General features: G+C 71.9%; 21 protein-coding genes. 11 read left to right on the top strand and 10 right to left on the bottom strand.

The window, feature by feature from the left end; all coding sequences use genetic code 11:
- Positions 1-27 precede the first annotated feature (27 nt).
- On the top strand, positions 28-1,386 hold the full coding sequence (locus AB0F89_RS30095; RefSeq protein WP_367129015.1) for a 3' terminal RNA ribose 2'-O-methyltransferase Hen1: 1,359 nt from the start codon (positions 28-30) through the stop codon (positions 1,384-1,386).
- Positions 1,386-3,875, top strand: a complete 2,490-nt coding sequence (locus AB0F89_RS30090; RefSeq protein ID WP_367129014.1) for a polynucleotide kinase-phosphatase — start codon at positions 1,386-1,388, stop codon at positions 3,873-3,875. Before AB0F89_RS30095 ends, AB0F89_RS30090 begins: the two co-directional genes overlap by 1 nt.
- Before the next feature lie 30 nt (positions 3,876-3,905).
- Here the strand turns inward: AB0F89_RS30090 and AB0F89_RS30085 are convergent, their stop codons facing one another.
- Positions 3,906-4,511 (bottom strand): hypothetical protein, encoded by a 606-nt coding sequence (locus AB0F89_RS30085; protein ID WP_367129013.1) that lies wholly within the window; start codon positions 4,509-4,511, stop codon positions 3,906-3,908.
- Positions 4,512-4,570: 59 nt separating this feature from the next.
- On the bottom strand, positions 4,571-6,814 hold the full coding sequence (locus AB0F89_RS30080) for a hypothetical protein (protein WP_367129012.1): 2,244 nt from the start codon (positions 6,812-6,814) through the stop codon (positions 4,571-4,573).
- A gap of 344 nt (positions 6,815-7,158) precedes the next feature.
- Between AB0F89_RS30080 and AB0F89_RS30075 the strand changes: the two genes are divergently transcribed.
- Positions 7,159-7,692 (top strand): hypothetical protein, encoded by a 534-nt coding sequence (locus AB0F89_RS30075; protein ID WP_367129011.1) that lies wholly within the window; start codon positions 7,159-7,161, stop codon positions 7,690-7,692.
- Here AB0F89_RS30075 and AB0F89_RS30070 read toward each other — a convergent pair.
- Positions 7,668-9,119, bottom strand: coding sequence for an LVIVD repeat-containing protein (locus AB0F89_RS30070; protein ID WP_367139049.1), 1,452 nt, complete (start codon positions 9,117-9,119; stop codon positions 7,668-7,670). The genes AB0F89_RS30075 and AB0F89_RS30070 overlap by 25 nt on opposite strands.
- A 200-nt stretch (positions 9,120-9,319) precedes the next feature.
- Here AB0F89_RS30070 and AB0F89_RS30065 point away from each other — a divergent pair, with 200 nt between their 5' ends.
- From AB0F89_RS30065 to AB0F89_RS30045, 5 genes are all read left to right on the top strand, one after another.
- Positions 9,320-9,943, top strand: coding sequence for a DUF305 domain-containing protein (locus AB0F89_RS30065; protein ID WP_367129010.1), 624 nt, complete (start codon positions 9,320-9,322; stop codon positions 9,941-9,943).
- 204 nt (positions 9,944-10,147) lie between these two features.
- Complete coding sequence (locus tag AB0F89_RS30060) at positions 10,148-11,056, top strand: ABC transporter ATP-binding protein (protein ID WP_367129009.1); 909 nt, start codon at positions 10,148-10,150, stop codon at positions 11,054-11,056.
- 4 nt (positions 11,057-11,060) lie between these two features.
- The gene (locus tag AB0F89_RS30055; RefSeq protein WP_367129008.1) at positions 11,061-11,786 is read left to right on the top strand and encodes an ABC transporter permease; all 726 of its coding nucleotides are present in this window, start codon (positions 11,061-11,063) and stop codon (positions 11,784-11,786) included.
- A 10-nt stretch (positions 11,787-11,796) separates the two neighbouring features.
- On the top strand, positions 11,797-12,996 hold the full coding sequence (locus AB0F89_RS30050) for a sensor histidine kinase (protein ID WP_367129007.1): 1,200 nt from the start codon (positions 11,797-11,799) through the stop codon (positions 12,994-12,996).
- Entirely contained in the window at positions 12,993-13,610 is a 618-nt protein-coding gene (locus AB0F89_RS30045; RefSeq protein ID WP_367129006.1) for a response regulator, read from the top strand. The genes AB0F89_RS30050 and AB0F89_RS30045 overlap by 4 nt, the downstream gene beginning before the upstream one ends.
- A 275-nt stretch (positions 13,611-13,885) precedes the next feature.
- Here the strand turns inward: AB0F89_RS30045 and AB0F89_RS30040 are convergent, their stop codons facing one another.
- The 5 genes from AB0F89_RS30040 to AB0F89_RS30020 all read right to left on the bottom strand — a co-directional run bounded on the left by AB0F89_RS30040 (position 13,886) and on the right by AB0F89_RS30020 (position 19,384).
- A complete protein-coding gene (locus tag AB0F89_RS30040; protein WP_367129005.1) occupies positions 13,886-14,368 on the bottom strand; it encodes a nucleoside deaminase in 483 nt (160 codons plus the stop codon).
- A gap of 66 nt (positions 14,369-14,434) precedes the next feature.
- Positions 14,435-16,660, bottom strand: coding sequence for a molybdopterin cofactor-binding domain-containing protein (locus AB0F89_RS30035; protein WP_367129004.1), 2,226 nt, complete (start codon positions 16,658-16,660; stop codon positions 14,435-14,437).
- Positions 16,657-18,012 carry an 8-oxoguanine deaminase gene (locus AB0F89_RS30030; protein WP_367129003.1) on the bottom strand — a complete coding sequence of 452 codons (1,356 nt, stop codon included), beginning with the start codon at positions 18,010-18,012 and terminating at the stop codon, positions 16,657-16,659. Before AB0F89_RS30030 ends, AB0F89_RS30035 begins: the two co-directional genes overlap by 4 nt.
- Positions 18,009-18,494 carry a (2Fe-2S)-binding protein gene (locus tag AB0F89_RS30025; protein WP_367129001.1) on the bottom strand — a complete coding sequence of 162 codons (486 nt, stop codon included), beginning with the start codon at positions 18,492-18,494 and terminating at the stop codon, positions 18,009-18,011. Before AB0F89_RS30025 ends, AB0F89_RS30030 begins: the two co-directional genes overlap by 4 nt.
- Before the next feature lie 2 nt (positions 18,495-18,496).
- Positions 18,497-19,384: a xanthine dehydrogenase family protein subunit M gene (locus AB0F89_RS30020; protein WP_367129000.1), complete on the bottom strand. Its 888-nt coding sequence runs from the start codon at positions 19,382-19,384 to the stop codon at positions 18,497-18,499.
- A gap of 200 nt (positions 19,385-19,584) precedes the next feature.
- On the opposite strand from AB0F89_RS30020, the gene AB0F89_RS30015 reads away from it, so the two are divergent.
- Positions 19,585-21,036 carry a PucR family transcriptional regulator gene (locus AB0F89_RS30015; RefSeq protein WP_367128998.1) on the top strand — a complete coding sequence of 484 codons (1,452 nt, stop codon included), beginning with the start codon at positions 19,585-19,587 and terminating at the stop codon, positions 21,034-21,036.
- A gap of 117 nt (positions 21,037-21,153) precedes the next feature.
- A complete protein-coding gene (locus AB0F89_RS30010; protein ID WP_367128997.1) occupies positions 21,154-22,023 on the top strand; it encodes a class I SAM-dependent methyltransferase in 870 nt (289 codons plus the stop codon).
- Between the two features lie 44 nt (positions 22,024-22,067).
- On the opposite strand, the gene AB0F89_RS30005 is transcribed toward AB0F89_RS30010, so the two are convergent.
- Both AB0F89_RS30005 and AB0F89_RS30000 read right to left on the bottom strand, forming a co-directional pair.
- Positions 22,068-22,277 carry a hypothetical protein gene (locus AB0F89_RS30005; RefSeq protein ID WP_367128996.1) on the bottom strand — a complete coding sequence of 70 codons (210 nt, stop codon included), beginning with the start codon at positions 22,275-22,277 and terminating at the stop codon, positions 22,068-22,070.
- 203 nt (positions 22,278-22,480) lie between these two features.
- Complete coding sequence (locus AB0F89_RS30000; protein WP_367128995.1) at positions 22,481-23,893, bottom strand: DUF1996 domain-containing protein; 1,413 nt, start codon at positions 23,891-23,893, stop codon at positions 22,481-22,483.
- Between the two features lie 266 nt (positions 23,894-24,159).
- On the opposite strand from AB0F89_RS30000, the gene AB0F89_RS29995 reads away from it, so the two are divergent.
- A complete protein-coding gene (locus AB0F89_RS29995; protein WP_367128994.1) occupies positions 24,160-26,208 on the top strand; it encodes an NB-ARC domain-containing protein in 2,049 nt (682 codons plus the stop codon).
- Positions 26,209-26,316 lie beyond the last annotated feature (108 nt).

The raw sequence follows: 26,316 nt of genomic DNA, 5'->3' as shown, positions 1-26,316 counted from the left end.
GGGTGTCGGTCGTCCACACTGGACCGCGTGCTCCTCACCCTGACCACGACCCACCGGCCGGCGACCGACCTCAGTCACCTCCTGCACAAGCACCCGGAGCGGGCGCAGTCGTTCACCACCTCCTCGGGCGTCGCGCACGTCTTCTACCCCCGTGCGGACGAGGAGGAGTGCACGGTCGCCCTCCTGCTGGAGGTCGACCCGGTCGCGCTGGTGCGCGGTCCGGGCAGCACCCTCACCCAGTACGTCAACGACCGCCCCTACGTCGCGGGCTCGCTGCTGACCGTCGCGCTCGGCTCCGTCTTCCGGACCGCCATGAACGGCCGCAGCGAGAGCCGCAAGGAGGTCGCCGACACCCCGATCCCGCTCACCGTCCACGTGCCCGTCCTGCCGCACCGCCTGGTCGAACGGCTGTTCACGCCGCTGGGCTGGACCACGACCACCACGCCCGTCCCGCTCGGCGACGGCAGCGGTGAGGACTCGCGGTACGCCGACGTCACGCTCACCGGCACCCTCAGGCTGTCCGATGCGCTGAAGCACCTCTACGTGCTGCTGCCCGTCCTCGACGGCGACAAGCACTACTGGGTGTCCGAGGACGAGGTGGACAAGCTGCTGCGCGCGGGGGAGGGGTGGCTGGGCGCGCACCCGGACCGGGAGCTGATCACCACCCGCTACCTGATGCGCCGCCGCCCGCTGGTGCAGTCCGCGCTGTCCCGGCTGGCCGACGTGGAGGAGGTCGAGCCAGAGGAGCTGGACAACGCCCTCGCCGAGCCCGAGGTCTCGCTGGCCGCGCAACGCCGGGACGCGGTCCTGGACCAGCTCCGGCAGGCCGGCGCGCGCAGCGTCCTCGACTTGGGTTGCGGCGGCGGCGCGTTGCTGCGCGCCCTGCTGGAGAACCCCGAGTTCACCCGTGTCCAGGGCGTCGACGTGTCGGTGAAGGCCCTCGCCACCGCCGAGCGCAAGCTCAAGGTGGACCGGATGTCGGACCGCCAACGGGCTCGGCTCACGCTGCGCCAGTCGTCGCTGACCTACGCCGACCCGGAGCTGAAGGGCTACGACGCCGCCGTGCTGATGGAGGTCGTGGAGCACCTGGACCCGGACCGCCTGCCCGCGCTGGAGCACTCGGTGTTCGCCGTGGCCCGGCCGCGCACGGTCCTGGTCACCACGCCGAACGTCGAGTACAACGCGCTGTTCGAGACGCTGCCAGAAGGCAGGCACCGGCACTCCGACCACCGCTTCGAGTGGACCAGGGCCGAGTTCGGGGAGTGGGCGGGCGGCGTGGCCCAGCGGCGCGGCTACACCGTGCGCCACCTGCCCATCGGACCGGTCGACGCCGAACGCGGCGCGCCGACGCAACTCGCGGTCTTCGACCTGGGGGACGACAACTGATGGAGCTCACCATCCCGGACCTGTGCCTGGTGGTGCTGGTCGGCGCTTCCGGATCGGGCAAGTCGACGTTCGCGCGCCGGCACTTCGCGCCCACCCAGGTGCTGTCCAGCGACTTCTTCCGCGGCCTGGTCGCCGACGACGAGAACGACCAGTCGGCGTCCGCCGCCGCGTTCGAGGCGCTGCACTTCGTGGCGGGCAAGCGCCTGGACGCGGGCCGCACCACTGTCATCGACGCGACGAACGTGCAGCGGGCCGACCGCGCGCACCTGGTCGAGCTGGCCCGTGCGCACAACGTGCTGCCGGTCGCGATCGTGCTGGACCCGCCCGAGGAGGTGTGCCTGGCGCGCAACGCCGCCCGGCCGGACCGCGACTTCGGCCCGCACGTGGTGCGGCGGCACCGGGCCGCGCTGCGCAAGTCGCTGAAGTTCCTCGGCAAGGAGGGCTTCAAGCGGGTGCACGTGCTGCGCTCGCAATCCGAAGCGGACGAAGCGGTGATCGTGCCGGAGCGGCTGCTCAACGACCTGCGCCACGAGACCGGGCCGTTCGACGTGATCGGCGACGTGCACGGCTGCCGCGCGGAGCTGGAGGACCTGCTCGTCGCGCTCGGCTACGCGCTGGTGCGCGACGAGGACGGCCGCCCGGTGGACGCCGTCCCGCCGACGGGGCGGCGGGCGGCGTTCGTCGGCGACCTGGTCGACCGCGGCCCGGACACCCCCGGTGTGCTGCGCCTGGTGATGGGCATGGTCGAGGCCGGGCACGCGTTCGCCGTCTGTGGCAACCACGAGCAGAAGCTGGTGCGCGCCCTGCGCGGGCGGAACGTGCAGGTCAAGCACGGTCTGGCGGAGTCGCTGGCGCAGCTCGCGGCCGAGCCGGAGGAGTTCCGCGCCCGCGTCGAGCGGTTCTGCGACGGCCTGGTCGCGCACTACGTCCTCGACGGCGGCGACCTGGTGATCGCGCACGCGGGCCTGCCGGAGAAGTTCCACGGCCGCGCGTCCGCGCGGGTGCGCAGCTTCGCGCTGTACGGCGACACCACCGGCGAGACCGACGAGTACGGCCTGCCGGTGCGCTACCCGTGGGCGGCGGAGTACCGGGGCCGGGCGACAGTGCTCTACGGGCACACGCCCACGCCCGAGGTGGAGTGGGTCAACAACACCCTGTGCCTGGACACGGGCGTGGTGTTCGGCGGCAAGCTGACCGCGCTGCGCTACCCGGAGCGCGAGGTCGTGTCGGTCGACGCGCGCGAGGTCTGGTACGAGCCGGTGCGCCCGCTGGTCGCGCCGGAGCCGGAGCGTGATCCGGACGTGCCGGCGCTGTCCGACGTCACCGGCCGCCGGTTCGTCGAGACGGCCCACCGCGGCCGGATCGGGGTGCGCCCGGAGCAGGCGGCGTCGGCGTTGGAGGTGATGAGCCGGTTCGCGGTCGACCCGCGCCGGCTGCTGTACCTGCCGCCCACGATGGCGCCGACGGCCACCTCGCGGCGGCCGGACGTGCTGGAGCACCCCGAGGACGCCTTCGCGGAGTACCGGAACGCGGGCGTGCGCGAGGTGATCTGCGAGGAGAAGCACATGGGGTCGCGCGCGGTGGTCCTGGTGCGCCGGGACGGCGGCGGTGTGGTCCACACGCGCACCGGCCGGGCGTTCTTCGACCCGCCGCTGGGCGACGAGCTGCTGGCGCGGGTGCGCGAGGAGGTGACGAGGGCCGGCCTGTGGGACGAGTTCGACACCGACTGGCTGCTGCTCGACACCGAGCTGCTGCCGTGGAACGCCAAGGCGGCCGGGCTGATCAGGGAGCAGTACGCGTCGGTCGGCGCGGCGGCCACCGGGGCCCTCGGCGCGGCGGTGGACGTGCTCGCGCGGACCGCCGCGCGCGGCATCGACATGGGCGGGTTGCCGGCGCGGACGCAGAGCAGGCTGGCCAACGCCACCGGTTACCGCGACGCCTACCTGCGGTACGTCCGGCCGACCGACGGGCTGGCCGGCGTCAGCGTCGCGCCGTTCCAGCTCCTGGCCGCGCGCGGCCGCACGTTCCACGACCGGGACCACTCGTGGCACCTCGACGTGCTCGGGCGCCTCGGCGGCGAGGTGTTCACCCGAACCAGGAACCTGGTGGTCGACACGACCGACGACGAGCAGGTCGCCGCGGGCGTCCGCTGGTGGGAGGAGCTGACCGCGGCCGGTGGCGAGGGCATGGTGGTGAAGCCGCTGGCGAACCTGGTGCGCGGTGAGCGCGGCCTGGTGCAGCCGGGCGTCAAGGTGCGCGGGCGCGAGTACCTGCGGATCATCTACGGCCCGGACTACACCGAGCCGGAGAACCTGGAGCGGCTGCGCAAGCGCGGTCTGGGCGCCAAGCGCTCGCTCGCCCTCCGCGAGTACGCGCTGGGCCTGGAGGCGTTGGAGCGGGTGGCCCGCGGCGAACCGCTGTGGCGCGTGCACGAGTGCGTGTTCGCGGTGCTGGCGCTGGAGTCGGAGCCGGTGGACCCCAGGCTCTGAGGGGACTCCCGGCTCCGAGGACCCGGCGGCTCAGGCGAGCCTGGGCTGCCGGACCCGCCGGACCCGCCGGACGACCGGGTACGCGACCACCACCAGCAGCGACATCGCCGGTACCCCCGTGCCCAGCACGAGTTGGCCGAAGGCGTAGTCGAACGCGGGCACGGCCAGGCACAGCGCGAAACCCCACGGCGGCGCCGTCCTCGGCTTGGTCGGCGCCGCCCACGGCGTCCGCTTGAACGGCTTGGCCACCGACAGCCACACCTGGCAGGCCAGCGCCGACGCCATCAGCAGCGAGCCGACCCGCATGAGCAGCGGCGAGCCGTCCGGGTGCAGGTTCGGGCTGAGCACGAAGATCCCGACGTACAGCTGGGTGAACGTGATCACGAACTTGACCAGCACCCACCAGTGCCGGAAGTAGCCCCACGCGGTCAGGCCGGACAGCATCAACCCGCTGAACGCCGACGTGGTGGCCATGAACTGCAGCACCTGCACGTCCAGCAGCAGCGCCGCGTCGAACGCCGCGCGCCGACCGGGTGCGGACAGCGCGTGGTCCACCACCACGAACAGGGCCAAGGCCATGAACATCCAGCCCGTGGACGAGACGACGTGCGCCCAGACCAGCAACTTCCGCGTCATGAAGAGCCCCCACTAGTAGCCGCACTACATATAGTACGGCTACTAGTGGGGTGCGGACCTCAGACCCGGCAGGGGCTGCCGCCGGGCTCGGTCGGCTCGATGTTGGCCTTCGCCTCACCGAGGACCACGTCGGTCAACAGGGTGTCGAGCGCGAACGCCCGCTGCACCACGCTGGTCGGCGTGGTCGTGGTGCTGTTGAGCTGCAGCGAGCCGATCACCAGCGGGATGGTCAGCGGCGCGCTGCCGACGTTCACCGCGACCCCGTTGATCCGCAGGCTCGCGATCTGCGACGAACCGGCGAACCGCGGGTTCAGGTTCGCGTCGCACGTCACCGACGCGTTGGCCTCGATGACGCCCACTTCGATCGTCACCAGCAGGCTGCTGATCCGCGTGTAGTCGACCCGGGCGTTGGACACCGAGCCGTCACCGGGCGCCGGCGGCAGGGCGAGCAGGTCGTCCGGGGTCTGGTTGGTGCTCGCGGTCAACGCGTTCGCCCGCACGGTCAGGATGCCCGCCGAGAGGTTCACGTTGGCCACGTTCTCCGCGTCGTCCACGCACGGCACGTCCGGCGGGTTGGCCTGCGCCACGACGATCCCGGCCAGGTTCAGCGCGGTCGCCTGGCAGGAGAACACGCCGGTCCGCTCCGACGTCGTGATCCGCAGGTCCGACAGCACCGGGGTGTCGCCGGACGGGCTCGCGGTCAACGTCGCCCGCACCTCGATGTACCGGCCGACCCGGGCGAACTCCACCCCGTTGGCCACCGGGGTGAACGCCTCGCCCGCCAACCCGGCCTCGGTGTCGGACGTGCGCGCCTCGACCGTGATCGAGGTGCCCGGCGGCACGGCGCCCTGCGCCTCGGTGTTCCAGGTGACGGTGCCCCAGGTCTGGCCCGCGACGCCGCCGTCCTGCACCACCGCCCACGTGCCGATCGGCGCGGTGATCTCGCCGAGCACCGAACCGGTCATGTCGCTGTAGTTGTACGGACCGGCGCCCGCGCCGAGGTCCACGGTCAGGTCGACCGCGCCGACCGGGAACCCGCCGCCGCCGATCGGACCCGCGTCCGGGTCGATCCGCTGGGCGTTGTTGGAGTTGATGTTGGCGACCCACACCTTGCCGTTCGAGTCGACCGCGACGCCCGTGGGGCCGTCGCCGCCGGGCAGGGTCACGTTGCCGACGTAGGTGCCGTCGGTGCGCAGGTGGCCGACCGTGGTGGTGCCGGCGTCGAGCGAGTGGGCGACCCACACGTTGCCCTCGGTGTCGACCGCGACGCCCTGCGAGCGCGGGTTGCCGTGCGGGAAGGCGCCCAGCACGTTGCCGTCGGCGTCGAGCTTCACCACCACGCCGCTGTTGACCGCGGTGTGCCAGATCTCGCCGGTCTGCGGGTCCATGCCGAGCCCGTAGTCGCCGTGCGAGGTGTCCAGGCACGCGCCCGTGCCGCTGTCCGGCTCGTAGCGCAGCAGGTTGCTGCCGTACCGGGCCGACCACAGCGTGCCCGCCTGGTCGACCAGGCCGCCGTACCCGCCGCAGCCGAAGCTCACCGGCGCGGTCAGCGCCGAGCCGTCGACACCGGAGATCAGCTGGTGCTGCGTGTTCGACCCGCCGGTCCACAGGTTGTTGTCCGAGTCCACGGCCACCGTGCGGGTGTTGGTGCCCGCGACCCGGCTGTAGGTGATCAGGCACTCGTCGGCCGCGGTCGCCACGCCGCCATCCGAGTCGACGCCGCCCGCGTTCGTCCACGGCCGGATGTCGCCCAACCCGCGCGAGGTGGCGAACAGGCCGTCGTTGTCGCGGTCGACGCAGGTGTTGTAGCCGAACGGCCCCTGGAGGTAGGCGCCGTCCGGGTTGGCGGTGCCGTCGGCGTCGACCCGGGTGCCGCCCCGGATCACGCCGACGCGGGTGACCGAGCCCTGACCGCCGGACGCCTCGTTGCGGTTGGACAGCCAGGTGTTGCCGAGCTTGTCCACGGTCGTGCGGGACGGGTTGCGCCCCTGGCCGTCCGGTGCGGACTGCCACTCGCCCAGGATCTCGCCGGTGTCCACGTCGATGCGGATCATCGTGCCGCGCGCGGACGCGGCGACGTTGACGTAGGGGAAGAACACCGTCTGCCGGTTGAGCTGCAGCTGGTTGTTGTTGGGCGAGTCGTGGTTGACGTCCTGGAGCACGCCCTGGTCGAAGTCGGCGTCCAGGGTGTAGAGCACGTCCTCGCCGGGTACAGGCGCGGCGGAGGCGGGTGGAGCGCCGATCAGGGGGAGCAGCAGCGCGCCCGCGGCGGCCAGGCACAGGGATCTTCTTCGGTGACGCATGGATCTGCCCTTCCGGGTGGTGGGGAGTCATTTCGGGCATTTCCGTCACGTGACAACCGGATGTCGAGGCCGTCTCGAACCGCGTTACCGACCCGAAAAATGCGAGTAGTCAAATGGGCAGAAATCGGGTCCGCGGTTCAGCCGTTTCCGAGGAAACGCCGCCCCAATGGCGCACCGAAGCGATCCGGAGGGTCACCGGCGACGCCGTCGCAGCGTCCGGACGGCCCAGTAGCTGGGCTGATACGGGTCTATTCGGACGAAGTCCGCGTTAACCGAACGGCGACCTCCGGACCACCCGGAATTCGTCCGAGCAGTCGTGCGGGTCTCAGTCAGAACACTGTCGCTTGACAACCGCGCAGCGTCCTGAATCCTCCGCTGGTCCGAACGTTCTGGTCGTCCGCGGACAAACCCCCGCCCCACCCGGGGAAGGTTCGACGTGGACCACAACCGAATCCTGCGGTCGGCAGGCGTCGGCGTCACCGCGCTGGCGCTGGTCGCGGCCCTGCGGCACACCGCCGCCCGAGGACGGCGCCGCGAGCGACACCCCCGCCGCCACCGCGAAGTCCGCCGCCGACCTCGGCGGGTTCGACGAGCTGGTCGCGCCCGCCAAGCGGCTCAAGGGCGGCGACCGCGCGCCGGACGTGTTCGACCTCGGCCTGAACGTGGCGCTGGCCAAAACCGACGTGTTCGCGCCCTACCAGGTGCGCACGTGGGCCGACATCCCTGACGAGCTGAAGGAGCCGTCCGGGCTCTACTACGGCGACTACGGCGGCTCCTGCACCGGGCGCGACCGGTTGCGAAGGGCCCGCCGCTGCGCGCGACGGGCCCTCCGGTGTTCCTCGGTCCTACGGGACTACCTGGGGAACAGGTCCCGGTAGGAGCCCTGCGTCTGGACGTTCAACTCGCCGACGCGGACGAGCTTCCCGGTCAACGTCCTCGGGTCGCGGACGTCGAGCACGTCCAAGCCCTTGGCCATGTCGGAGGAGAAGATGTAGCCGTTGTAGTAGTAGGCCGACCACGAGCCGCCGCCCTTGCCGTCCGGCAGCGGGCCGCGCTCGAACCAGCCGATCTCCTTCGGGTTGCGCGAGTCGGTGAAGTCCCAGATCGAGATGCCGCCCTGGTACCACGCCTGCACCATGATGTCCCGGCCCTGCACCGGGATCAGCGAACCGTTGTGCGCCACGCAGTTCTCGGTGTCACCCTGGGTCCGGGAGATCTTGTAGTACGAGCGGAACTCCAGCTCGCGGCCGTCACCACGACCGGTGATGTCGTAGATGCCGTCCGCGCCGCGGTTCTTGCCGATCGTCTCGTTGCACGTCGGCGCGCCGCCGCCGCCCAGCTCGTCGGTGAAGACGACCTTGGTGCCGGCATTGTTGAAGGTGGCCGAGTGCCAGAACGCGAAGTTCACGTTGTCCTGCACGCGGCTGATCTCGCGGGGCTTCTCGCGGTCGGAGATGTCCCACAGCACGCCGTCACCCATGCAGGCGCCGGCCGCGAGGTCCTTCGACGGGTACACGGTGATGTCGTGGCAACCGGAGGTGGCGCGGACGTAGCCCTGCTCGATCGTGCCCTCACGACCAGGGTTGCCGCCGTCCGGGAACAGCACGGTCTCCGAGAGCAGCGAGGCCGCGGCGGGGTTCTTCAGCGGCACCTTGACGACCGAGATCAGGTCGTGCGGCGGCTGGCAGTCCGGGAAGCCGGCGGACGGGCCGTAGGACGAGACGTACAGGTAGACGTCCCGACCCCGCTTGTCCGGCACCATCGTGTGCGTGTGGGAACCGCACTTCGTCTCGACCGCGGCGACGTACTTCGGGTTCTTCTTGTCGCTGATGTCGAAGATCTTGATGCCCTCCCACGCGGCCTTGTTGGTCGCGGAGAGCGGGGTGCTGCTGCAGGAGTTGTCGCTGCGCGACGAGTCGGTGGACAGGAACAGCAGGTTGTCCTTGACCGAGATGTCGTTCTGCGAGCCGGGGCACCAGACCTTGCTCACGACCGTCGGCTTGCGCGGGTTGCGCACGTCGTAGACGACGAAGCCGTCGTAGTTGCCGTCGAACGCGTAGCCGTTCTGGAACGCCAGGTCGGTCCACGTCGAGGACTCGGTGAACGGCTCCGGCTTCGGCAGGTTCGCCAGGTGCTTGACGTTGCGGCTGTTGCGGATCTCGTCGACGCCCGGGATGCCGGTGGCCGGCTGCTCCTGGCTCGAGAGCTGGGTCTCCGACAGCCCGGCCAGGTCGGCGTCGTCCGGCGCCGCGGTCGCCTGGGGCGCCCAGGCCAGGACCGACAGGCTCAGCGCGAACGCCCCCATGACCGCCACCGGCGTCCTGCGCCGGCGGGTCGAATCGCGTGGTTCCACTTCAGGTTCCCCTTCCAACCCAGTGCGGGGTGCGCAGTATCACCCGTTCGCAACGCTAAGGACCAGACCCATCCGTCGGGTATTTTCTTGCTTCCGGCTGCTGAGGTCGCCGGGTACGTTGGCGGCCACCGGAGGCTCTAGGGGGTAGCGGGATGCGGATCGGGTTCGTCGCGTTGTTGATCGCCGTCCTCGCGGGGTGCACGGCCCAGTCGGACGACCAGTCACCGATCATCGTGCCGCAAGGGCCCGGTGAGCAAGCGCGAACGATGTCGCCGGAGGATTTCGGCACCGATCGCTGGGTCGCGCCGAGCGAGGCCGACCTGGAGTACGTGGCCCGCATGATCGTGCACCACAGGCAGGCGCTGGACATGTCCGCGCTCGCGCCGGAGCGCGCGCAGAACGAGACCGTGCGCGGCCTGGCCTCGCGCATCTACGACACCCAGGGCCCCGAGATCGCCGCGATGGAGCAGTGGCGGCGCCAGTACGCCGAGAAGGCCCCCGCGCACGGTCACAGCGGCGAACTGCCGGACGTCGACCACGCCGCCATGCCCGGCATGGCCACCGACGAGCAGCTGGCCGCGCTGGAAGCGGCCAGCGGCGCCGACTTCGACCGGCTCTACCTCCAGCTGATGATCGCCCACCACGAGGGCGCGCTCCGGATGGCGATCGAGGTGCTGTCCTCGGGCACCGACGTCCGGGTCGAGGAGATGGCCAACGACGTCTCCGCCTCCCAGACCGACGAGATCGACCGCATGAAAGCCATCACCATCCCCTGACCCCCGCGCGAGTCGTACCTCCACGTCCCGCGTGTCCTACGTTCCCGACCACCGTGTCCTACGTTCAGGACCCCCGAGTTCAACGCTCAGGTACCTCCCTCAGGGGGTCCCGGAGCGGTCTACGGGAGAGTCAACCGATCGGTTGATGCGAGGTCTGACCTGCCGTGGGATCCCGGCGGACGTCCCCGCGACGACGCTTGTGGCATGGCAATCATCGAGGTGGTCGACCTCGTCAAGAGGTACGACCGGAAGGTCGCGGTGGACGGTGTGTCGTTCACCGTCGACGAGGGGGAGATCTTCGGCATCCTCGGCCCGAACGGGGCGGGGAAGACCACGACCGTCGAGTGCGTGGAGGGCCTGCGCGCCCCCGACGGCGGCACGATCACGGTCGACGGCCTCGACCCGCGGCGCGACCGGGCGGCGTTGCGCGCCCGACTGGGCGTGCAGTTGCAGCAGAGCGAACTGCCGGACCGCATCCGGGTCGGGGAGGCCCTGGACCTCTACGCCTCCTTCTACCGCGACCCGGCGGACTGGCGTGACCTGCTGGAACGGCTGGGCCTGGCCGACCGGGCGAAGACGGAGTACCGCAAGCTCTCCGGCGGCCAGAAGCAGCGCGTCTCCATCGCGCTGGCGCTGATCGGCAAGCCCAGGGTCGCGGTGCTGGACGAGCTCACCACCGGCCTGGACCCGCAGGCGCGCCGCGACACGTGGAGCCTGGTCGAGCAGATCCGCGACGCCGGCGTCACGGTCGTCCTGGTCACCCACTTCATGGAAGAAGCCGAACGGCTGTGCGACCGGATCGCGCTGATCGACGCGGGCAGGCTGGTCGCGGTCGACAGCCCGGCCGGGCTGGTCTCCCGCCTGGACGGCGAGCAGCGGGTCCGGTTCCGCCCGACCACGCCGCTGGACGTGCGGCTGCTGGAGGAGCTGCCCGAGGTCACGCAGGTCGAGCGGCACGGGCCGCAGCTCGTCGTCACCGGCGTCGGGAACCTGCTGCACGCCGTCACGTCGGTCCTCGCCCGCAACCACGTCGTCGCCGCCGACCTGCGCATCGAGCAGGCCGGCCTGGACGACGCCTTCATCCGCCTCACCGGCCGCGCGCTCACGGAGTAGTCAGATGCTGAAGATCGTCAACACCGAGTGGAAGCTGTTCCTGCGCGAGCCGAGCATGGTCGTGTTCGCCGTCTTCTTCCCGACCATCCTGCTGCTGGTGCTCGGCGCGATCCCCGCGTTGCGCACGCCCGACCCCAAGTTCGGCGACCTGCGGTTCATCGACGGCTACGTGTCGACTCTGGTCGTGATCGCGCTGGCGTTCCTGGGCCTGAACAAGCTGCCCGCCACCGTCGCCACCTACCGGGAGAAGGGCGTGCTGCGCCGCTTCTCCACCACCCCCGTCCACCCGGCACGCCTGCTGGTGGCGCAGGTGGTCGTCAACCTGATCGCGGGCGTGATCTCCGTCGTGCTGCTGATGGCGGTGTGCCGGCTGGTGTTCGACATCGACCTGCCGCACCACCCGTTCGGCTTCCTGGTGACGTGCCTGCTGGGCATGGTGTCGCTGTCCGCCCTGGGCCTGCTGGTCGCGGCCTGGGCCCCGACCGCGCGGTCGGCGGGCGGCTGGGCGGCCGTGGTGTTCATGCTGGTGATGTTCTTCGGCGGGGCCTACCTGCCCCGGTTCCTGCTGCCGGAGTTCCTGAACCGCGTCGGCGAGTACCTGCCGCCGGGCGTGGAGGCGCTGCAGCAGGCGTGGCTCGGAGCCGCGCCGGACCCCCTCCAGCTGGGGATTCTCGCCTTGATCGCGCTGGCGGCGGGTACCGTCGCGGCGAAGTCGTTCCGCTGGGAGTAGGGGAGCAGGCGTGACGGACGCGCTCGACGGGTGGGAGCGCCGGCTCGACGCCGCGGCCCGCGCCATCCCGTACCTGGTCCTGGTGCTGTCGACGACGATGTACCTGGTGATCGGGACGGACCCGTGGCAGACCGAGGCGGTCAACGTCGGCATCGCGGTGGCGGCCGGCCTGTGGATGCTGTGGTGGTTCACCCTGCACCCGGGCTGGCGCTCGCGGACCGGCCTGATGGCGGTGTTCTTCATCGGGGTCCTGGTCGCGTACGCCGTGCTGGGGCTGCGCGACCCGCTGTTCGGGTTCTACTCCTTCGCCGGGTACGTCTACGCGTTCGAGGTGCTGCCCGGCCGGTGGAAGTTCGCCGGCGTGGTGGCCAACGGCGTGCTGGCGGCGACGTCGCTGCACGGCGGCCTGCCGCCCGCCCGGGTCGGGCCGATCGCGATCTACCTCGGGGTCGTGCTGGTGATCGTGACGATCGCCTGCACGTTCACCATGGTCGGCCACGTCACCTCCGAGCAGTCCCGGCGGCGCAAGGAGATGGTCGCCGAGATGGCGGCGATGATGGAGGAGAACGCGGGCCTGCACGCCCAGCTGCTCGTCCAGGCGCACGAGGCGGGCGTGCTGGACGAGCGGCACCGGCTGGCGCGGGAGATCCACGACACCCTCGCCCAGGGGTTCACGGGCATCATCACCCAGCTCCAGTCGGACGAGGACCCGCCGCGGCACGTCGAAACGGCGTTGCGGCTGGCGCGGGAGAACCTGGTCGAAGCCCGCCGCTCGGTGCACGCCCTGCGCCCGCCCGCGCTGGACGGCGCGAACCTGCCGGACGCGTTGGCCGAGGTCGCGGCGGGGTGGACGGACCACACCGGGGTGGCCGCATCGATCAGCACGACGGGGACGGCGCGCGCTCTGCACCCCGAGGTCGAGGTGACGTTGCTGCGCGCCGCGCAGGAGGCGCTGTCGAACGTCGCCAAGCACGCGCGCGCTTCGCGGGTCGGGTTGACTTTGTCGTACATGGAGGACGTGGTGACGCTGGACGTGCGCGACGACGGCGCGGGCTTCGACCCGGAGCTCCGCACGGACGGGTTCGGGCTGGTCGGGATGCGTCAGCGGGTGTCCCGCCTGGCGGGTGAGCTGGTCGTGGAGTCCGAGCCGGGCGGTGGCACGGCGGTGTCGGCCTCGGTGCCCGCGATCCCGGCGGAGGTGGCCCGGTGATCCGCGTGGTGATCGTCGACGATCACCCGGTCGTGCGTGACGGGCTGCGCGGGATGCTCGCGAGCGCGGGTGACGTCGACGTGGTCGGCGAGGCGGCGGACGGCGGCGAGGCGGTGACCGTGGTGCGGGCGCTGCTGCCGGACGTCGTGCTGATGGACCTGCGGATGCCCGGCGTGGACGGCGTCACGGCCATCGAGCGGCTGCGCGGCTGCCCGGCCAAGGTGTTGGTGCTGACCACGTACGACACGGACAGTGACGTGCTACCGGCGATCAAGGCCGGTGCCACCGGGTACCTGCTGAAGGACACCCCGCGTGAGGAGCTGTTCCGGGCGGTGCGTTCGGCGGCCAGGGGAGAGGCGGTGCTGTCACCGTCCGTGGCGACCAGGCTGGTGGGGCAGGTGCGGCAACCCGCGGCGGAGCCGTTGAGCGACCGCGAGGTGGAGGTGCTGGGCCTGATCGCGCGCGGGTGCACGAACCGGGAGGCGGCGGCGAAGCTGTTCATCAGCGAGGCGACCGTGAAGACGCACTTGGTGCACGTCTACACGAAGCTCGGCGTGAAGGACCGTGCTGCCGCCGTCGCGATGGCCTACGAGCGGGGTCTGCTGGGCGCTTGACACTTGTCCACAGGTCCGCGGACGGGCTGCGTATCGCCAGTCGTGACGTGATATCGCAGGTAGTTCCACTGTGGAGGCGGCGCCTACCGTCCTGGACACAGGAGATTCCGGCACCGGTCCGGAGGACCCCGCAGGGGCAGTTGTCCACAGCCAGCGAAGAAGTTGCTGCGGCTGCCTTGACTTCCGCCGAACCTGTGTCCATGACGAACGCCCGCCAAGTCCCCAGCCCTCGGGCCCCTCTCCTCCTCCGCCACCGCTTCCCGTGCCGCCACCGCCTAGTAGTCGACCCGATCTGCCCGGGACAACCACGCGGTGAACGGGGCGTTGTCCTCGCCGGTCGAGATCCGGTCCACCGGCATGCCCCACGTCTCACGAGGCCGCCCGAACAGCTCGTGGAACTCGCGGTCGTCGAACCCGGCCGCGGCGGCGTCGTGCCGGTCGGCGGCGTAGACGACCCGGTCCACCCGCGCCCACAGCGCGGCGGACAGGCACAGCGGGCAGGGCTCGCACGACGACACCAGCACGCAACCGGCGAGCCGGAAGTCGCCGACGGCCCGGCAGGCCGCCCGGATGGCGACCACCTCGGCGTGCGCGGTGGGGTCGAGCGTCGACGTGACCTGGTTGGCGCCGGTCGCGATCACCCCGCCGTCCCGGACGATCACCGCGCCGAACGGGCCGCCGCCCGTGGCGACGTTGCGGGTGGCGAGGTCGATCGACTCGCGCAGCCAGGCGTGGTCGGGGGAGACGGACGTGGTCATGGGGTGCTCCTCAGGGCGTGCGCCCACCCGCCACGGCGGTCGTGGCGAGGGTGGCGGGCGCGGGGATCAGGTGCCGGTGATGTGCTCCGGTCGCACGGGCACGCGGGTCAGGGCCAGGCCGGTGGCGGCGCGGATGGCCGCGACGATGGCCGGGGTGGACGAGATGGTGGGCGGCTCGCCGACGCCGCGCACGCCGTAGGGGGCGTTGGGGTCGGCGAGTTCCAGCACGTCGATGCTCATCGGCGGCATGTCGAGCACGGTCGGGATGAGGTAGTCGGTGAACGACGGGTTGCGCACCTTGCCGCCCGAGGTCTGGATCTCCTCCATCACCGCGAGCCCGAGGCCCTGCGCCGACCCGCCCTGGATCTGCCCCAGCACGGCCTGCGGGTTCAGCGCCTTGCCCACGTCCTGCGCGCAGTCCAGCTCGACCACCTTCACCAGGCCCAGCTCCACGTCCACGTCCACCACGGCGCGGTGCGCGGCGAAGCCGTACTGGACGTGCGCGTTGCCCTGCCCGGTCTCCGGGTCGATCGGCTCGGTGGCCCGGTGCCGCCACTCCACCGTCTCGTCGACCACCTCGTCGCCCAGCAGGTCCGCCAGGTCCGCGGTGGACGGGTCACGCCCGCCGGCGAGCTTGACCAGCTTCTCCCGCACGGCCGCGCACGCCGCCTTGACCGCGCCGCCGGTCACGTAGGTCTGGCGGGACGCGGAGGTGGAGCCGCCGTTGCCGATGCTGGTGTCCATCGGCAGGATCGTCACCCGCTGGACGCCCAGCTCGGTGCGCACGATCTGCTGCATGATCGTCACCAGGCCCTGGCCGACCTCGGCCGCCGCGGTGTGCGCCGACGCGACCGGCTCGCCGTTGATGACCTGCAACCGCACCCGCGCGGTCGAGTAGTCGTCGTAGCCCTCGGAGAAGCAGATGTTCTTGATGCCCACGGCGTAGCCCACGCCGCGCACCACGCCTTCGCCGTGCGTGGTGTTCGAGACGCCGCCGGGCATCTCCCGCAGGTCGACCGCGGTGGACAGCGGCGGCATCGGCTTGTCCTTGACCAGCTTGAGCAGCTGGGCGACCGGCGCGGCCGAGTCGACCACCTGCCCGGTCGGCATGACCGAGCCCTCGCTCATCGCGTTGGCGATCCGCACGTCCACCGGGTCCATGCCCAGCGCTTCGGCGAGCTTGTCCATCTGCGACTCGTAGGCGAAGCCCGCCTGCACGGCGCCGAAACCGCGCATCGCGCCGCACGGCGGGTTGTTCGTGAAGACGCCCCAGCAGTCGACCGTCACGTTGGGCACGTCGTAGGGGCCGATGCCGAGCGTCGCGGCGTTCGCCACCACGGCCGACGTGCTGGAGGCGTAGGCGCCGCCGTCGAGGTGGATCCGCGCCTTGACGTACACGAGCTTGCCGGTGCGGTCCGCGCCGTGCTCGTAGTGCAGCACCGCCGGGTGCCGGTGCACGTGGCCGTAGAACGACTCCTCGCGGTTGTAGACCATCTTGGTCGGCTTGCCGGTGTGCAGCGCCAGCAGGCAGGCGTGCACCTGCATGGACAGGTCCTCGCGCCCGCCGAACGCGCCACCGACACCGGACAGCGTCAGCCGCACCCGCTCCGCGGGCAGGCCGAGGGCCGCCGCGACCTGGCCCTGGTCGACGTGCAGCCACTGGGTGGCGATGTAGAGGTCCACGCCGCCGTCCTCGGCGGGCACGGCCAGGCCGGACTCGGGTCCGAGGAACGCCTGGTCCTGCATCCCGACCTCGTACCGCCCGGTGACCACCACCTCGGCCTGCGCGTGCTGGTCGCCGCGCCGCACGGGCACGTGCCGCACCAGGTTGCCGCCGGGGTGCAGCGGCGTGTCGTCCACCGCCGTCTCCATGTCCACGACGGGGGTGAGGACTTCGTACTCGACCTTGATGCGCTTCATGGCCCGCTGCGCGGTTTCCGGGTGGTCCGCGCCGACGAGGGCGACCGGTTCGCCCTGGTAGCGCACGACGTCCTCGGCGAGCACCGGCTGGTCCTTGTGCTCCAGCCCGTACCGGTTCAGGCCCGGCACGTCCTGGTGCGTCAGCACGGCGTACACGCCCGGCACCCGCAACGCCTCGGTCAGGTCGACCGAGAGGATTCTCGCGTACGGGTGCGGGCTGCGCAGGGTCGCACCCCAGATCATGTCCTCGTGCCACAGGTCCGAGGCGTAGGCGAACTCGCCGCGCACCTTCAGGACACCGTCGGGCCGCTGCGGGCTGGCGCCGATGCCGCCGGACACGGCGGAGGTCAGCTCGGCGGGAGTGAGGCTCATCGCGTCCCCTTCAGTCGCTGGGCGGCGGCACGCAGGTCGCGCGCGAGTTCGGTCTCCGAGGCGGTGCGCAGCTCGCCGTCGTCCACCACGGTTCGGCCGCCCACCAGCAGGGACCTGAGCTTCGGCGTCGGACCGAGGACCAGGGCGGCCACCGGGTCGTCGATGCCCGCGTGGTCGAGGCCGTCGAGGCGCCAGACGGCCAGGTCGGCGAGCTTGCCGGGTTCGATCGAGCCGATCTCCCGGTCGCGGCCGAGGCAGCGCGCGCCGCCCATGGTGCCCAGCCACAGCGCCTCGCGCGCGGTCAGCGCCTTGGGCCCGCCGCGCTGCCGGGCCTGCAACAGCGCCTGGTGCAGCTCCTCCGCCATTCCGCAGGACTCGTTGGACGCCGCGCCGTCCACGCCGAGGCCGACCGGCGCGCCCGCGTCGAGCAGGTCGCGGACCGGGGCGATGCCGGTGCCCAGCCGGCCGTTCGACGTGGGGCAGTGGGCGCTGCCGGTGCCGGTCGCGCCCAGCCGCTTCACCGCGTCTGGTGACAGGTGCACGGTGTGCGCGAGCCACACGTCCTCACCGAGCCAGCCCAGGCTCTCGGCGTACTCGGTCGGCGTGCAGCCGAACTCGGCCCGGCACTGGTCCTCCTCGTCCACCGTCTCGGCGAGGTGGGTGTGCAGCCGGACGCCCTTGGCACGGGCCAGGTCCGCCGCTCCGGTCATCAGCTCCCGGCTGACCGAGAACGGCGAGCACGGCCCGACGGCCACCCTGAGCAGTGAGTCGGGGCCGGGGTCGTGGTGGTCGTTGACGGCCCGCTCGGTGGCGATGAGGGCGGCTTCGGTGTCCTCGACCAGGTTGTCCGGCGGCAGACCGCCGTGCGACCGGCCGCGGTCCATCGAGCCGCGGACGGCGTGCAGGCGGATGCCGACGCGCTTGCCGGCGTCGACCAGCGCCTGGAACTGGTCGCCGCCCTCGCGCGGGTACACGTAGTGGTGGTCGGCGGCGGTCGTGCAGCCGGTGGTCGCGAGCTTCGCCAGCCCGGCGGAGGCCGCCGCGTGCGTGATCCCGGCGTCCAGTCCGCGCCACACCGGGTACAGCGCGGTCAACCACTCGAACAGGGTGGCGTCCTGGGCGATGCCCCTGGTGGCCCACTGGTAGAGGTGGTGGTGGGTGTTGACCAGGCCGGGGGTGACCAGGCAGCCGCTGCCGTCGATCCAGGTGTGCGGGCCGGTCGGCTTGGGCGCCTGGCCGGGTCCGACGGCGGTGATCCGGCCGTCCTCGACCACGACGTGGCCGAACGCGTGCTCGGTGCCCGCGGGGTCCACCGTGGCGATCGCGACGCCGTCGAGGATGGTCGGCGTCATCGGGTCGCGCCCTCGGTGTCCGCCTTGCGGGCAGCGGCCAGGCGCACCGCGTCGAGGATCTTCTCGTAGCCGGTGCAGCGGCACAGGTTCCCGGCCAGCGCCTCGCGGATCTCCGGGTCGCTGGGCCGGGGCACCCGGCCGAGCAGGTCGTGGGCGGCGACCACGAGGCCGGGCGTGCAGAAACCGCACTGCACCGCGCCCGCTTCCACGAACGCCTCCTGCACGGGGTCGAGCCGGTCGCCCTCGGCCAACCCCTCCACCGTTCGCACCTCGCGGTCCTGCACCTGGCCCGCGGCAACCAGACAGGAGCACACCGGCGTGTCGTCCAGGTACACCGTGCACGAGCCGCACTCGCCCTGCTCGCAGGCGTTCTTCGACCCGGGCAGCCCCAGCCGCTCGCGCAGCAGGAACAGCAGGCTCTCGCCCTCCCACACGTCGTCGGCCTGCTTCGGCTCGCCGTTCACCGTCACGTTCACGCGCATGGTCAGGCCACCTTCTCGGTGTAGTCGTGCCAGGCCCAGTCGAGCGTGCGGCGGGCCAGCACGGAGAGGGCGTGCTTGCGGTACGCGGCCGAGCCGCGCACGTCGTCGATGGGGCTCGCGGCCTCCGCCACGAGCGCGCCGAACCGCCGCTTCACCGAGTCCAGCAGCGGTTTCGGCTTCTCCCACTGGCTCGTGGAGGTCAGCTCGGCGGACAGGAACTCCTCCGCCGCCGACGCGCGGCGCGGTGTCGGCGCGGCGCTGCCGACCGCCGCCGCGACCAGGTTCCGCGCCGGGTGCAGGGCGACGGCGAACGAGCACACCGCGATGACCATGGCATTGCGCGTGCCGACCTTGGCGAACTGCTGCGGCGCGCCCGTCGCGGGCACGTGGACCGCGGTGATCAGCTCGTCCGGCTCCAGGGCGTTGCGCTTCACCCCCAGGTAGAACTCGGTGGCCGGGATCAGCCGGGTGCCCCTGGTGGAAGCCGCCTCCACAGTGGCGTCCGCGACGAGCAGCACCGGGTGCGTGTCACCGGCGGGTGAGGCCGCGCCGAGGTTGCCGCCGACCGTGCCCCGGTTGCGGATCTGCGGCGAGCCGACGGTGCGGGAGGCCATCGCCAGTCCGGGCAGGCGCTCGCCGAGCTCCTCGATGATCCGGGTGTAGGAGACACCGGAGCCGATGCGCACCGTGCCGCCCCGGCCTTCGTCGCCGGCCACCTCCCAGGCGCGGAGTTCGGCGATCCGGGTGAGGTCGAGCAGGGCCGCGGGTCGGCGGTGGTCGAAGTTCAGCTCCACCATCACGTCCGTGCCGCCGGCGATGGGCACCGCGTCCGGGCGCTGCGCCTTGAGGGTCAGCGCCTCGGCGAGGGTGTCGGGACGGAGGAAATCCATCAGCTACCTCGGTGGGTGGGTGGCGGTGTGTGCGCCAGTACACAGATCCGGAAGGGGGATCGGCTAGGGCGATCACGCATGAATCCCAGACTCCTACAGCGGACGGTTTTGTGCTTTCCTACAAACACCATCGGACGACGGTGAACGCCCGAGGTGACGTGCGGGAGGCGCCGGTGTTGGTGGTTCGGAGCCTGCTCGGGATGCCGGAGCTCCGGCTCCGCCTGGTGATCGGCGCCGAAGCGCTGGACCGGCCCGTGACCAGGCTCTACGGCACCGAACTGCCCGACCCGGCCCGCTACCTGTCCGGTGGCGAGCTGGTGCTCTCCGGGCTGCTGTGGCACCGCGCGGCGGCTGATTGCGAGCAGTTCGTCGCCTCGTTGGCGGCGTCGGGGGTGGCCGCGTTGGCGGCCAGCCCGCCCGAGGTCGGTGATCTGCCGGTCGCCCTGGTCGAGGCGTGCGAGCGGCACGGGGTTCCGCTGCTGGAGGTCCCGGTCGACCTGTCGTTCGCGGTCATCACCGAACGCGTGGTGCTGGAGCTGGCGGCCGAGCGGGTGGGCGACGCGGGCGTGCTGCTCGGCAGGCACCGCCGGCTGCTGACCGTGGTCGCGGAGGGCGGTGGGCTGTCGGAGCTGGTCGCTGCGGGTGCGGCGGAGCTGGGCGCGCCGTGCTGGGTGCTGTCGTGCACGGGTCACGTGGTCGCCGGGCCGGAGCTGCCCGACGCGGCGGAGCTGGTCCGCGAGTTCCTGTCGGCCGACCGGCTGCCCAAGGCGGTGCGCGGCACGACGGTGCTGCCGGTGTCGGCGCGCGGTGGCTCCCGGCTGACCGGGTGGATCCTCGTCGTCTCGGGCGACCGGACGCAGGACGAGGTCGCCGCCGAGCTGGCCAGCCTGGTCGGCGTGGAGCGGGCGCGGGTCGTGCAGGGGAGGGAGATCGAGAACCGCGCGGCCGGGCCGCTGCTGCGGCAGGTGCTGTCCGGTGGCGACCTCGCCGCGCGGGTGGCGGCGGTCGGGTGGGACCCGGACGCGCCGTTGCGGGTGCTGGCGGCGTCGGTGTCGGACGGGCAGGCCGAGCACGCCGTCGCGCTGGTGGAGGAGGTGCTGGCGGCGGTCGTGCCGCGGTTCCTGGTGGCTGCCGTGGGCGAGGAGGTGTACGCGCTCGCGCCGTCCGGGTCGTGGGTCGAGGGCGTCCGGTCGGCGTTGCGGACGTTGGAGCCGGGGCTGCGGTCGGCCAGGGTCCTGGTCGGCGTCTCGTCGCCGGTCGGGCACGCCGGGCTGCGCGGCGCGGCGGAGGAGGCGTCGCACGCCCGGAGGCTGGGTGAGCGGCGGACCGGGCGCACGTGCGTCGTGGCGGGTGAGGAGATCGCCCTGCACCAGCTGCTGCTGGCCGGCGTGCCGGAGGAACTGCGCCGCTCGCTGCGCCGACGGCTGCTCGGCCCGGTGCTGGACTACGACGCCGAGCACGGCTCGGACCTCGTCGGCACCCTGCGCGTGTTCCTGGACTGCTCGGGCTCGTGGACCACCGCCGCCGCCCGCCTGCACGTCCACGTGAACACGCTGCGCTACCGGGTGGGGCGGGTCGAGGACCTGCTGGGCGTGGACCTGTCGAACTTCGCCGAACGGGTGGACCTGTACCTGGCGCTGCAGGCGGGCTGAGGCCGCGCCCACCGGTGACCGGGCGGACGAGTCCGCAGCCACCGGCGATTGAGCGGACGAGTCCTCGGCCCGGTAAGTCGGTCGCCCTGTCGGCGGCGCGTCGTTAGCCTCCGACGGGTGATCTACGAGGACCCGCGTGCGTACCTGCTCGGGCTTGAGGGCATCGCGTTGATGCGGGCGTTCACCGGTGAGTTCGACCGCGACTTCGTGGAGGCGCGGATCGCCGAGATCCGCAAGGTGCTCGCCGACGAGGCGTTGGCGGACGCCGCCGTGGAAGTCGACCGGATCGACGCGGTCGAGGGCTACCGGCTGTGGGCGGCGACGTACGACCAACCCAACTCGGCCTTCGACGTCGACGGGCCCGTGGTGAGGGAGATCGTCGACCCGCTGCCCGTGGGCGTTGCCCTGGACGCCGCGTGCGGGACCGGTCGGCACGCCGAGTTCCTGGTCGGGCGCGGCCACCGCGTCATCGGGGTGGACGGCTCGCCGGACATGCTCGCGCGGGCGCGCGATCGGGTGCGGCAGGCCGAGTTCCGGCCCGGCGACCTGCACCGGCTCCCGGTCGCGGACGCCGAGGTCGACCTGGTCGTGTGCGCGCTGGCGCTGACCCACGTGCCCGACCTGAAGCCGGTCATGGCGGAGTTCGCCAGGGTCCTGCGGCCGGGCGGGCACCTGGTCGTCTCCGACCTGCACCCCGAACGGGTGGCGCAGGGCTCGAACCCCACCGTCCGCGGCCCGGACGGCAGACCCGGCCGCCTGAGCGCGTACCGCCACCTGGTCGGGGACTACCTGCGTGCCGCGCTGCCGGTGGGGCTGCACGTGCGCCGCTGCGAGGAACCGCTCCTGCCGGTCGCGCGACCGGCTCAGCCGCCGGACCCGGCGAGTCCGTTCCCGGCGGTAGGCCCTGGGAGCTGTGGCCGTGGTGCCTGGCCGACCTGGTGCCCGCCGCGAAGCACGCCGCCGGCGCGGGTTCGCCCGCGATGGTGATCTGGCACTTCCAGTCGGCCGGGTCGTGACGCCGCCGTCCCCGGCTAGCGGCGGTCTTCTTCGACCACCTGGGTGGCGCCGTTCCGGCCGAACGCCGCCCACAGGTTGAACCCGATGACGCCGACGCCGACGACGAGCCACAGCCAGATGAACGGCCGGTCCAGCGGGAAGTTGACGAGCCCGAAGACCAGGATCGCCACGCCGACCACCGCTCCGAAGACCGCCATCGGCTTGGACGGGCGGATGCGCGCCATGAAAACCTCCCCAGTGATCAAGACTTCCCGGGGTTACCTCGTCGCGCCGGAAGTGAAACAAGCTGGGAACGGGCCGTCCCCGACCGGCCGCCGCGCGGGTCGGGGACGGCTCTCTTCCTCACCTCACCCGTTGCCAGAGGACAAGCGTCGGACGCCGTCCCGCGGCCGGAACTCTCCGACCGCGACTGCCAGGTCGGTGACCGTCACTCCTTGCACCGGCGGCCGGAGTTCACGCACTGCACCAGCCGGTTCATGATCTCCTCGGACATGACGTTGGCGAAGTCGTCGTGGTCGGAGAACGGGTTGTGCTCCTCCTGCGGGAACGCGTCCACCGCGTACTTCCCGGCGACCTGGACGTCGCGCGGGATGTCGTAGGTCAGGCTGATCCGCAGCTGCGGCACGGCCTTGAAGCCGCGCGGGCACCTGCCGCTCCCGTCCGGGTAGACGATGTGGTCGCGGTGGTTGGCGCTGTCGGTGTTCTGGCCGTCCCAGCAGCTGGCGAAGTCGTGGACGCGCTTGACCTTGCTGCCCTCCGGGCAGATCGGGTACTTGTCCATCAGCACCCTGTCCTCGAACCCGGTGCAGGTCCAGGAGTTGCGGGCGTTCTTCGGCCCGTTCGTGGACACCTTCGCGTCGCCGTAGAGGACGCGGAGGAACTGCGGCATCGCCTGGACCTTGCCGACCGGGCTGCCGCGGAAGGTGATGTCCACGACCTCGGGGCGCTGGATCTCGCCCTCGTTGCCGGGCAGCTCGTTCTCGTCGCTGGCGCTCTTGCCGTCACCCTTCTCCGGCGCGTCGGCCTCGGCTTCCCGTGCCGCCTCGGCGACCTTGGCGTCGTTGGCGTCGCCGTCCTTCACCGTGCACGGCGCGAGCCTCCTGAGCCAGCGCGGGCGCTGGCCGACCCGGTCGATGGCCTGGACGATGCGGTCGATCGACGCGGTCCGCTTGTCCCGCAACGGCCGCAGCACGGCGTTGTTGACGAAGTCCGGGTCGTCCACGTTCGCCGCGGCCTTCAGCTTGGCGTTGGCCTCGGCGATCTGGTCCCGCATCGCCTGGAGGTTGCGGTCGACCTCGGCCTTGGCCTGGCGCGGCACGTTGCGCAGCTTGCGCTTGACGTCCGGGCACTCGACCTCGGCGGCGGCCGGTTCGCCCGGCTCCTCGCCCTCGTCCTCCCGGTCGATCCGGATCACCGGCCAGAAGTAGGTGGACTTGTCGCCGTTCTTGCAGGTGGTGTCGGCTTCCAGCAGGCTCTCGTTGGTGGAGTCGGCGTCGGTCGACACGTTGCCCACGTAGTCGTGCAGGTGCTGGGCGCCGCTGCGGACACCCGGCTGCGCGATGAAGTTGTCCGGGTTGAAGTGGCCGTTCTCGTTGCGGCCGCAGTCCACGGTGAACGTGCCGGTGCTGGCCCCTCGCTGCGCCCTGGGGGCGTTCACGTTCTGCCGCTGCTTCGTGATGTCCACGAACAGGGCGATGTCGGCGCCGTCCGCCTGGGCGGTGCCCTGGTCGCCCGCGGTGCTGATCGCGACGGCCAGGCCGATCGTGAGCGCCAACCCGGTCACGCCTGCCGTCAGCTTCGTGCGCCGCGAGAAGCGGTGCCGCCCCTGGTTTCGCGTCATGGATGTGTCACCTCGTCGTAGGTACGCGCATGTGTGCGTTGAACCCCGACCGCCGGTGGGCGGCGGACACAGTGGCATACGTACCGCGCCCGGTCCGCGACCTGACCGTTACTGTTTCGTTATCAACGCCGTACCCCTGTCTTTCCACGCTCTTCGGGAATCCCGTGATGTCACCCTCGTGTGCGTTGTGGGACCACCTGCCATCTGCTGCTGTGGGAGGAAGGCCAGGGGAGGGGTGCGCGTTGCAGCGAGCCGGCGACAATTCCATGTCGGGCACGAGCTACGGACCGGTGGTCCAGGCGGGCAGCGTCGGGGAGGTGCACTTCCACGGCCAAGAGCGACAACAGGCGATCCCGTACCAACTGCCGCCGTCGCCGAGGCTGTTCACCAGCCGGGGGAAGGAACTCGCCGCGTTGAACGGCTGGCTCTCGGAGGACGAGGGGCATCCGCTGGTCGTCGTGGTGAGCGGCCCGGGGGGAGTGGGCAAGACCTCGCTGGCGTTGCGCTGGCTGCACGACTCCCGGACGACGTTCCGGGACGGGCAGCTGTACGTCGACCTCGCGGCCCGGACCGGTGACGAACCCACGACGCCCGACGAGGTGCTGGAGTGGTTCCTGCTGGCGTTGGGCGTGCCCGCCGTCGAGATCCCGTGGGGCCTGGCGCGAAGACAGGCGGCGTTCCGCTCGTTGACGGCCGACCGGTCGATCTCGGTGCTGCTGGACAACGCGGTCTCCGCGACCCAGGTCCGGCCGTTGCTGCCGACATCACCTCGCAGCGCCGTCGTCGTCACCAGCCGGTGGAGGCTCGGCGGTCTCGCGGTGGACGGCGCCCGGTTCGTGGAGGTCGAGTCGTTCGACGAGAACTCCTCGCTGGAGTTGCTGGAACGGGCCGTCGGCACGCGTGTCACGTCGGAACCCGACGCCGCGCGAGAACTCGCCCACCTGTGCGCCGGTCTGCCCATCGCGCTGTCCGTCGTCGGAGCCAGGTTGTCCACCCACCCCCGGCGCTCGTTGTCGAAGGAGGTCGGGTCCTTGCGGGCGGAACGCCTCGGTTCCCTGACCCTGGGGGACGGGGTGTCGGTGGAGGCGGTGTTCGACGTGTCCTACCTGGAACTGCCGCCCAGGCACGCGAGGGCCTACCGCCTGTGCGCCCTGCACCCCGGCGCGTCCTTCGGCGTCGAGGTCGCGGCCGCGGCGGTGGACGAGGCTCCGGAGGACGTCGAGCCGGTCCTGTCCGACCTGGTGGAGAAGAACCTGCTCGGCGAGGTCGGTGACGAGCGCTTCCGCTACCACGACCTGTTGCGGCTGCACGCCCGTCGGCACGCGGAGCAGGCGTCGGGGGACGGAGGTGACGCCGCCGTGCGCCGCATCGTCCTGTGGTACCTGGACCGGGCGATCGCCGCCGACCTCGCGGTGGCGCCGGACCGCCCCCGCGTCGGACCGCGCTACGAGTCCGCCGACACGGTGTTCGACCACGTCGCACCCGCCCTGGACTGGTTGGAGGCGGAACGCTCGAACCTCGTCACGGCCATCCGCGAGGCGGCCGAACGCGGGTGGCACGCACTGGCGTGGCAGGTCGCCGAGACCATGTTCACCTTCTTCCTCCACCGGCACCACTTCGCCGACTGGATCTCCGCCTTCGAAGTCGGCGCGGACGCCGCCAGGCTCGACCACCACGCCGTCGCGGAGGCCCGGCTGCGCATGCAGCTCGCGATCGGCTACCTCAACGTGGGACGGTCCGACGACGCGTCCCGCGAAGCCTCGCGCGCACTGGAGCTGGCCGAGGGCGCGGGTGATCTCGCGTCGGTCGCCACCGCGTTGCGGCAGTTGGGCCGGATCTCCCGGAACCAGGGTGATCCGGAGGACGCGCTGGAGTACTTCCGCCGCTCACTCCACGTGGAGGCCGCGGTGGGCAGGCGGCGTGGTGAAGCGCTGGCGCACCGGAGGATCGGCGAGGCGCTGACCGACCTGGGGCGGCACGAGGAAGCCCTGACCGCGTTCGCCGACGCGGCCGCGATCATGGCGGAGCTGGGCCAGGTGCTGGAACTGGCCCGCATCCGCACCGCGTGGGCCGTGCCGACCCTCGCGCTGGACCGGGTGGACGACGCGGCGCTGCTGCTGGACGCCGCGCTGCCCGTGCTGGCGGAGACGAAGTCGCCCGACTACATCGCCGACGCGTTGTTGCTGTCGGCCGACGTCGCCGCCCGCCGGGGGGACCGACAGCAGGAGCAGGACCACGTGCGGGCCGCGGCGGCGGCGTACACCCGGCTCGGGCAACCGGTGCCCGAACGCGTCCGGTCGCGCTCGTCCGGGTAGACGACCGCGTCGGCCACCGAGAGCCAGCGCTCGGTGGCCACGCCGTCCTCGGCGACCAGGAACCCCTCCCAAGGCCCTCCGACGACCCGCCAGACGCCTGCCGCCTCC

The sequence above is a fragment of the Saccharothrix sp. HUAS TT1 genome, assembly GCF_040744945.1.
Classification (GTDB): Bacteria; Actinomycetota; Actinomycetes; order Mycobacteriales; family Pseudonocardiaceae; genus Actinosynnema.
Note: the sequence above shows the minus strand (reverse complement) of the source record. Positions and strands in the feature narration are given on the sequence as shown.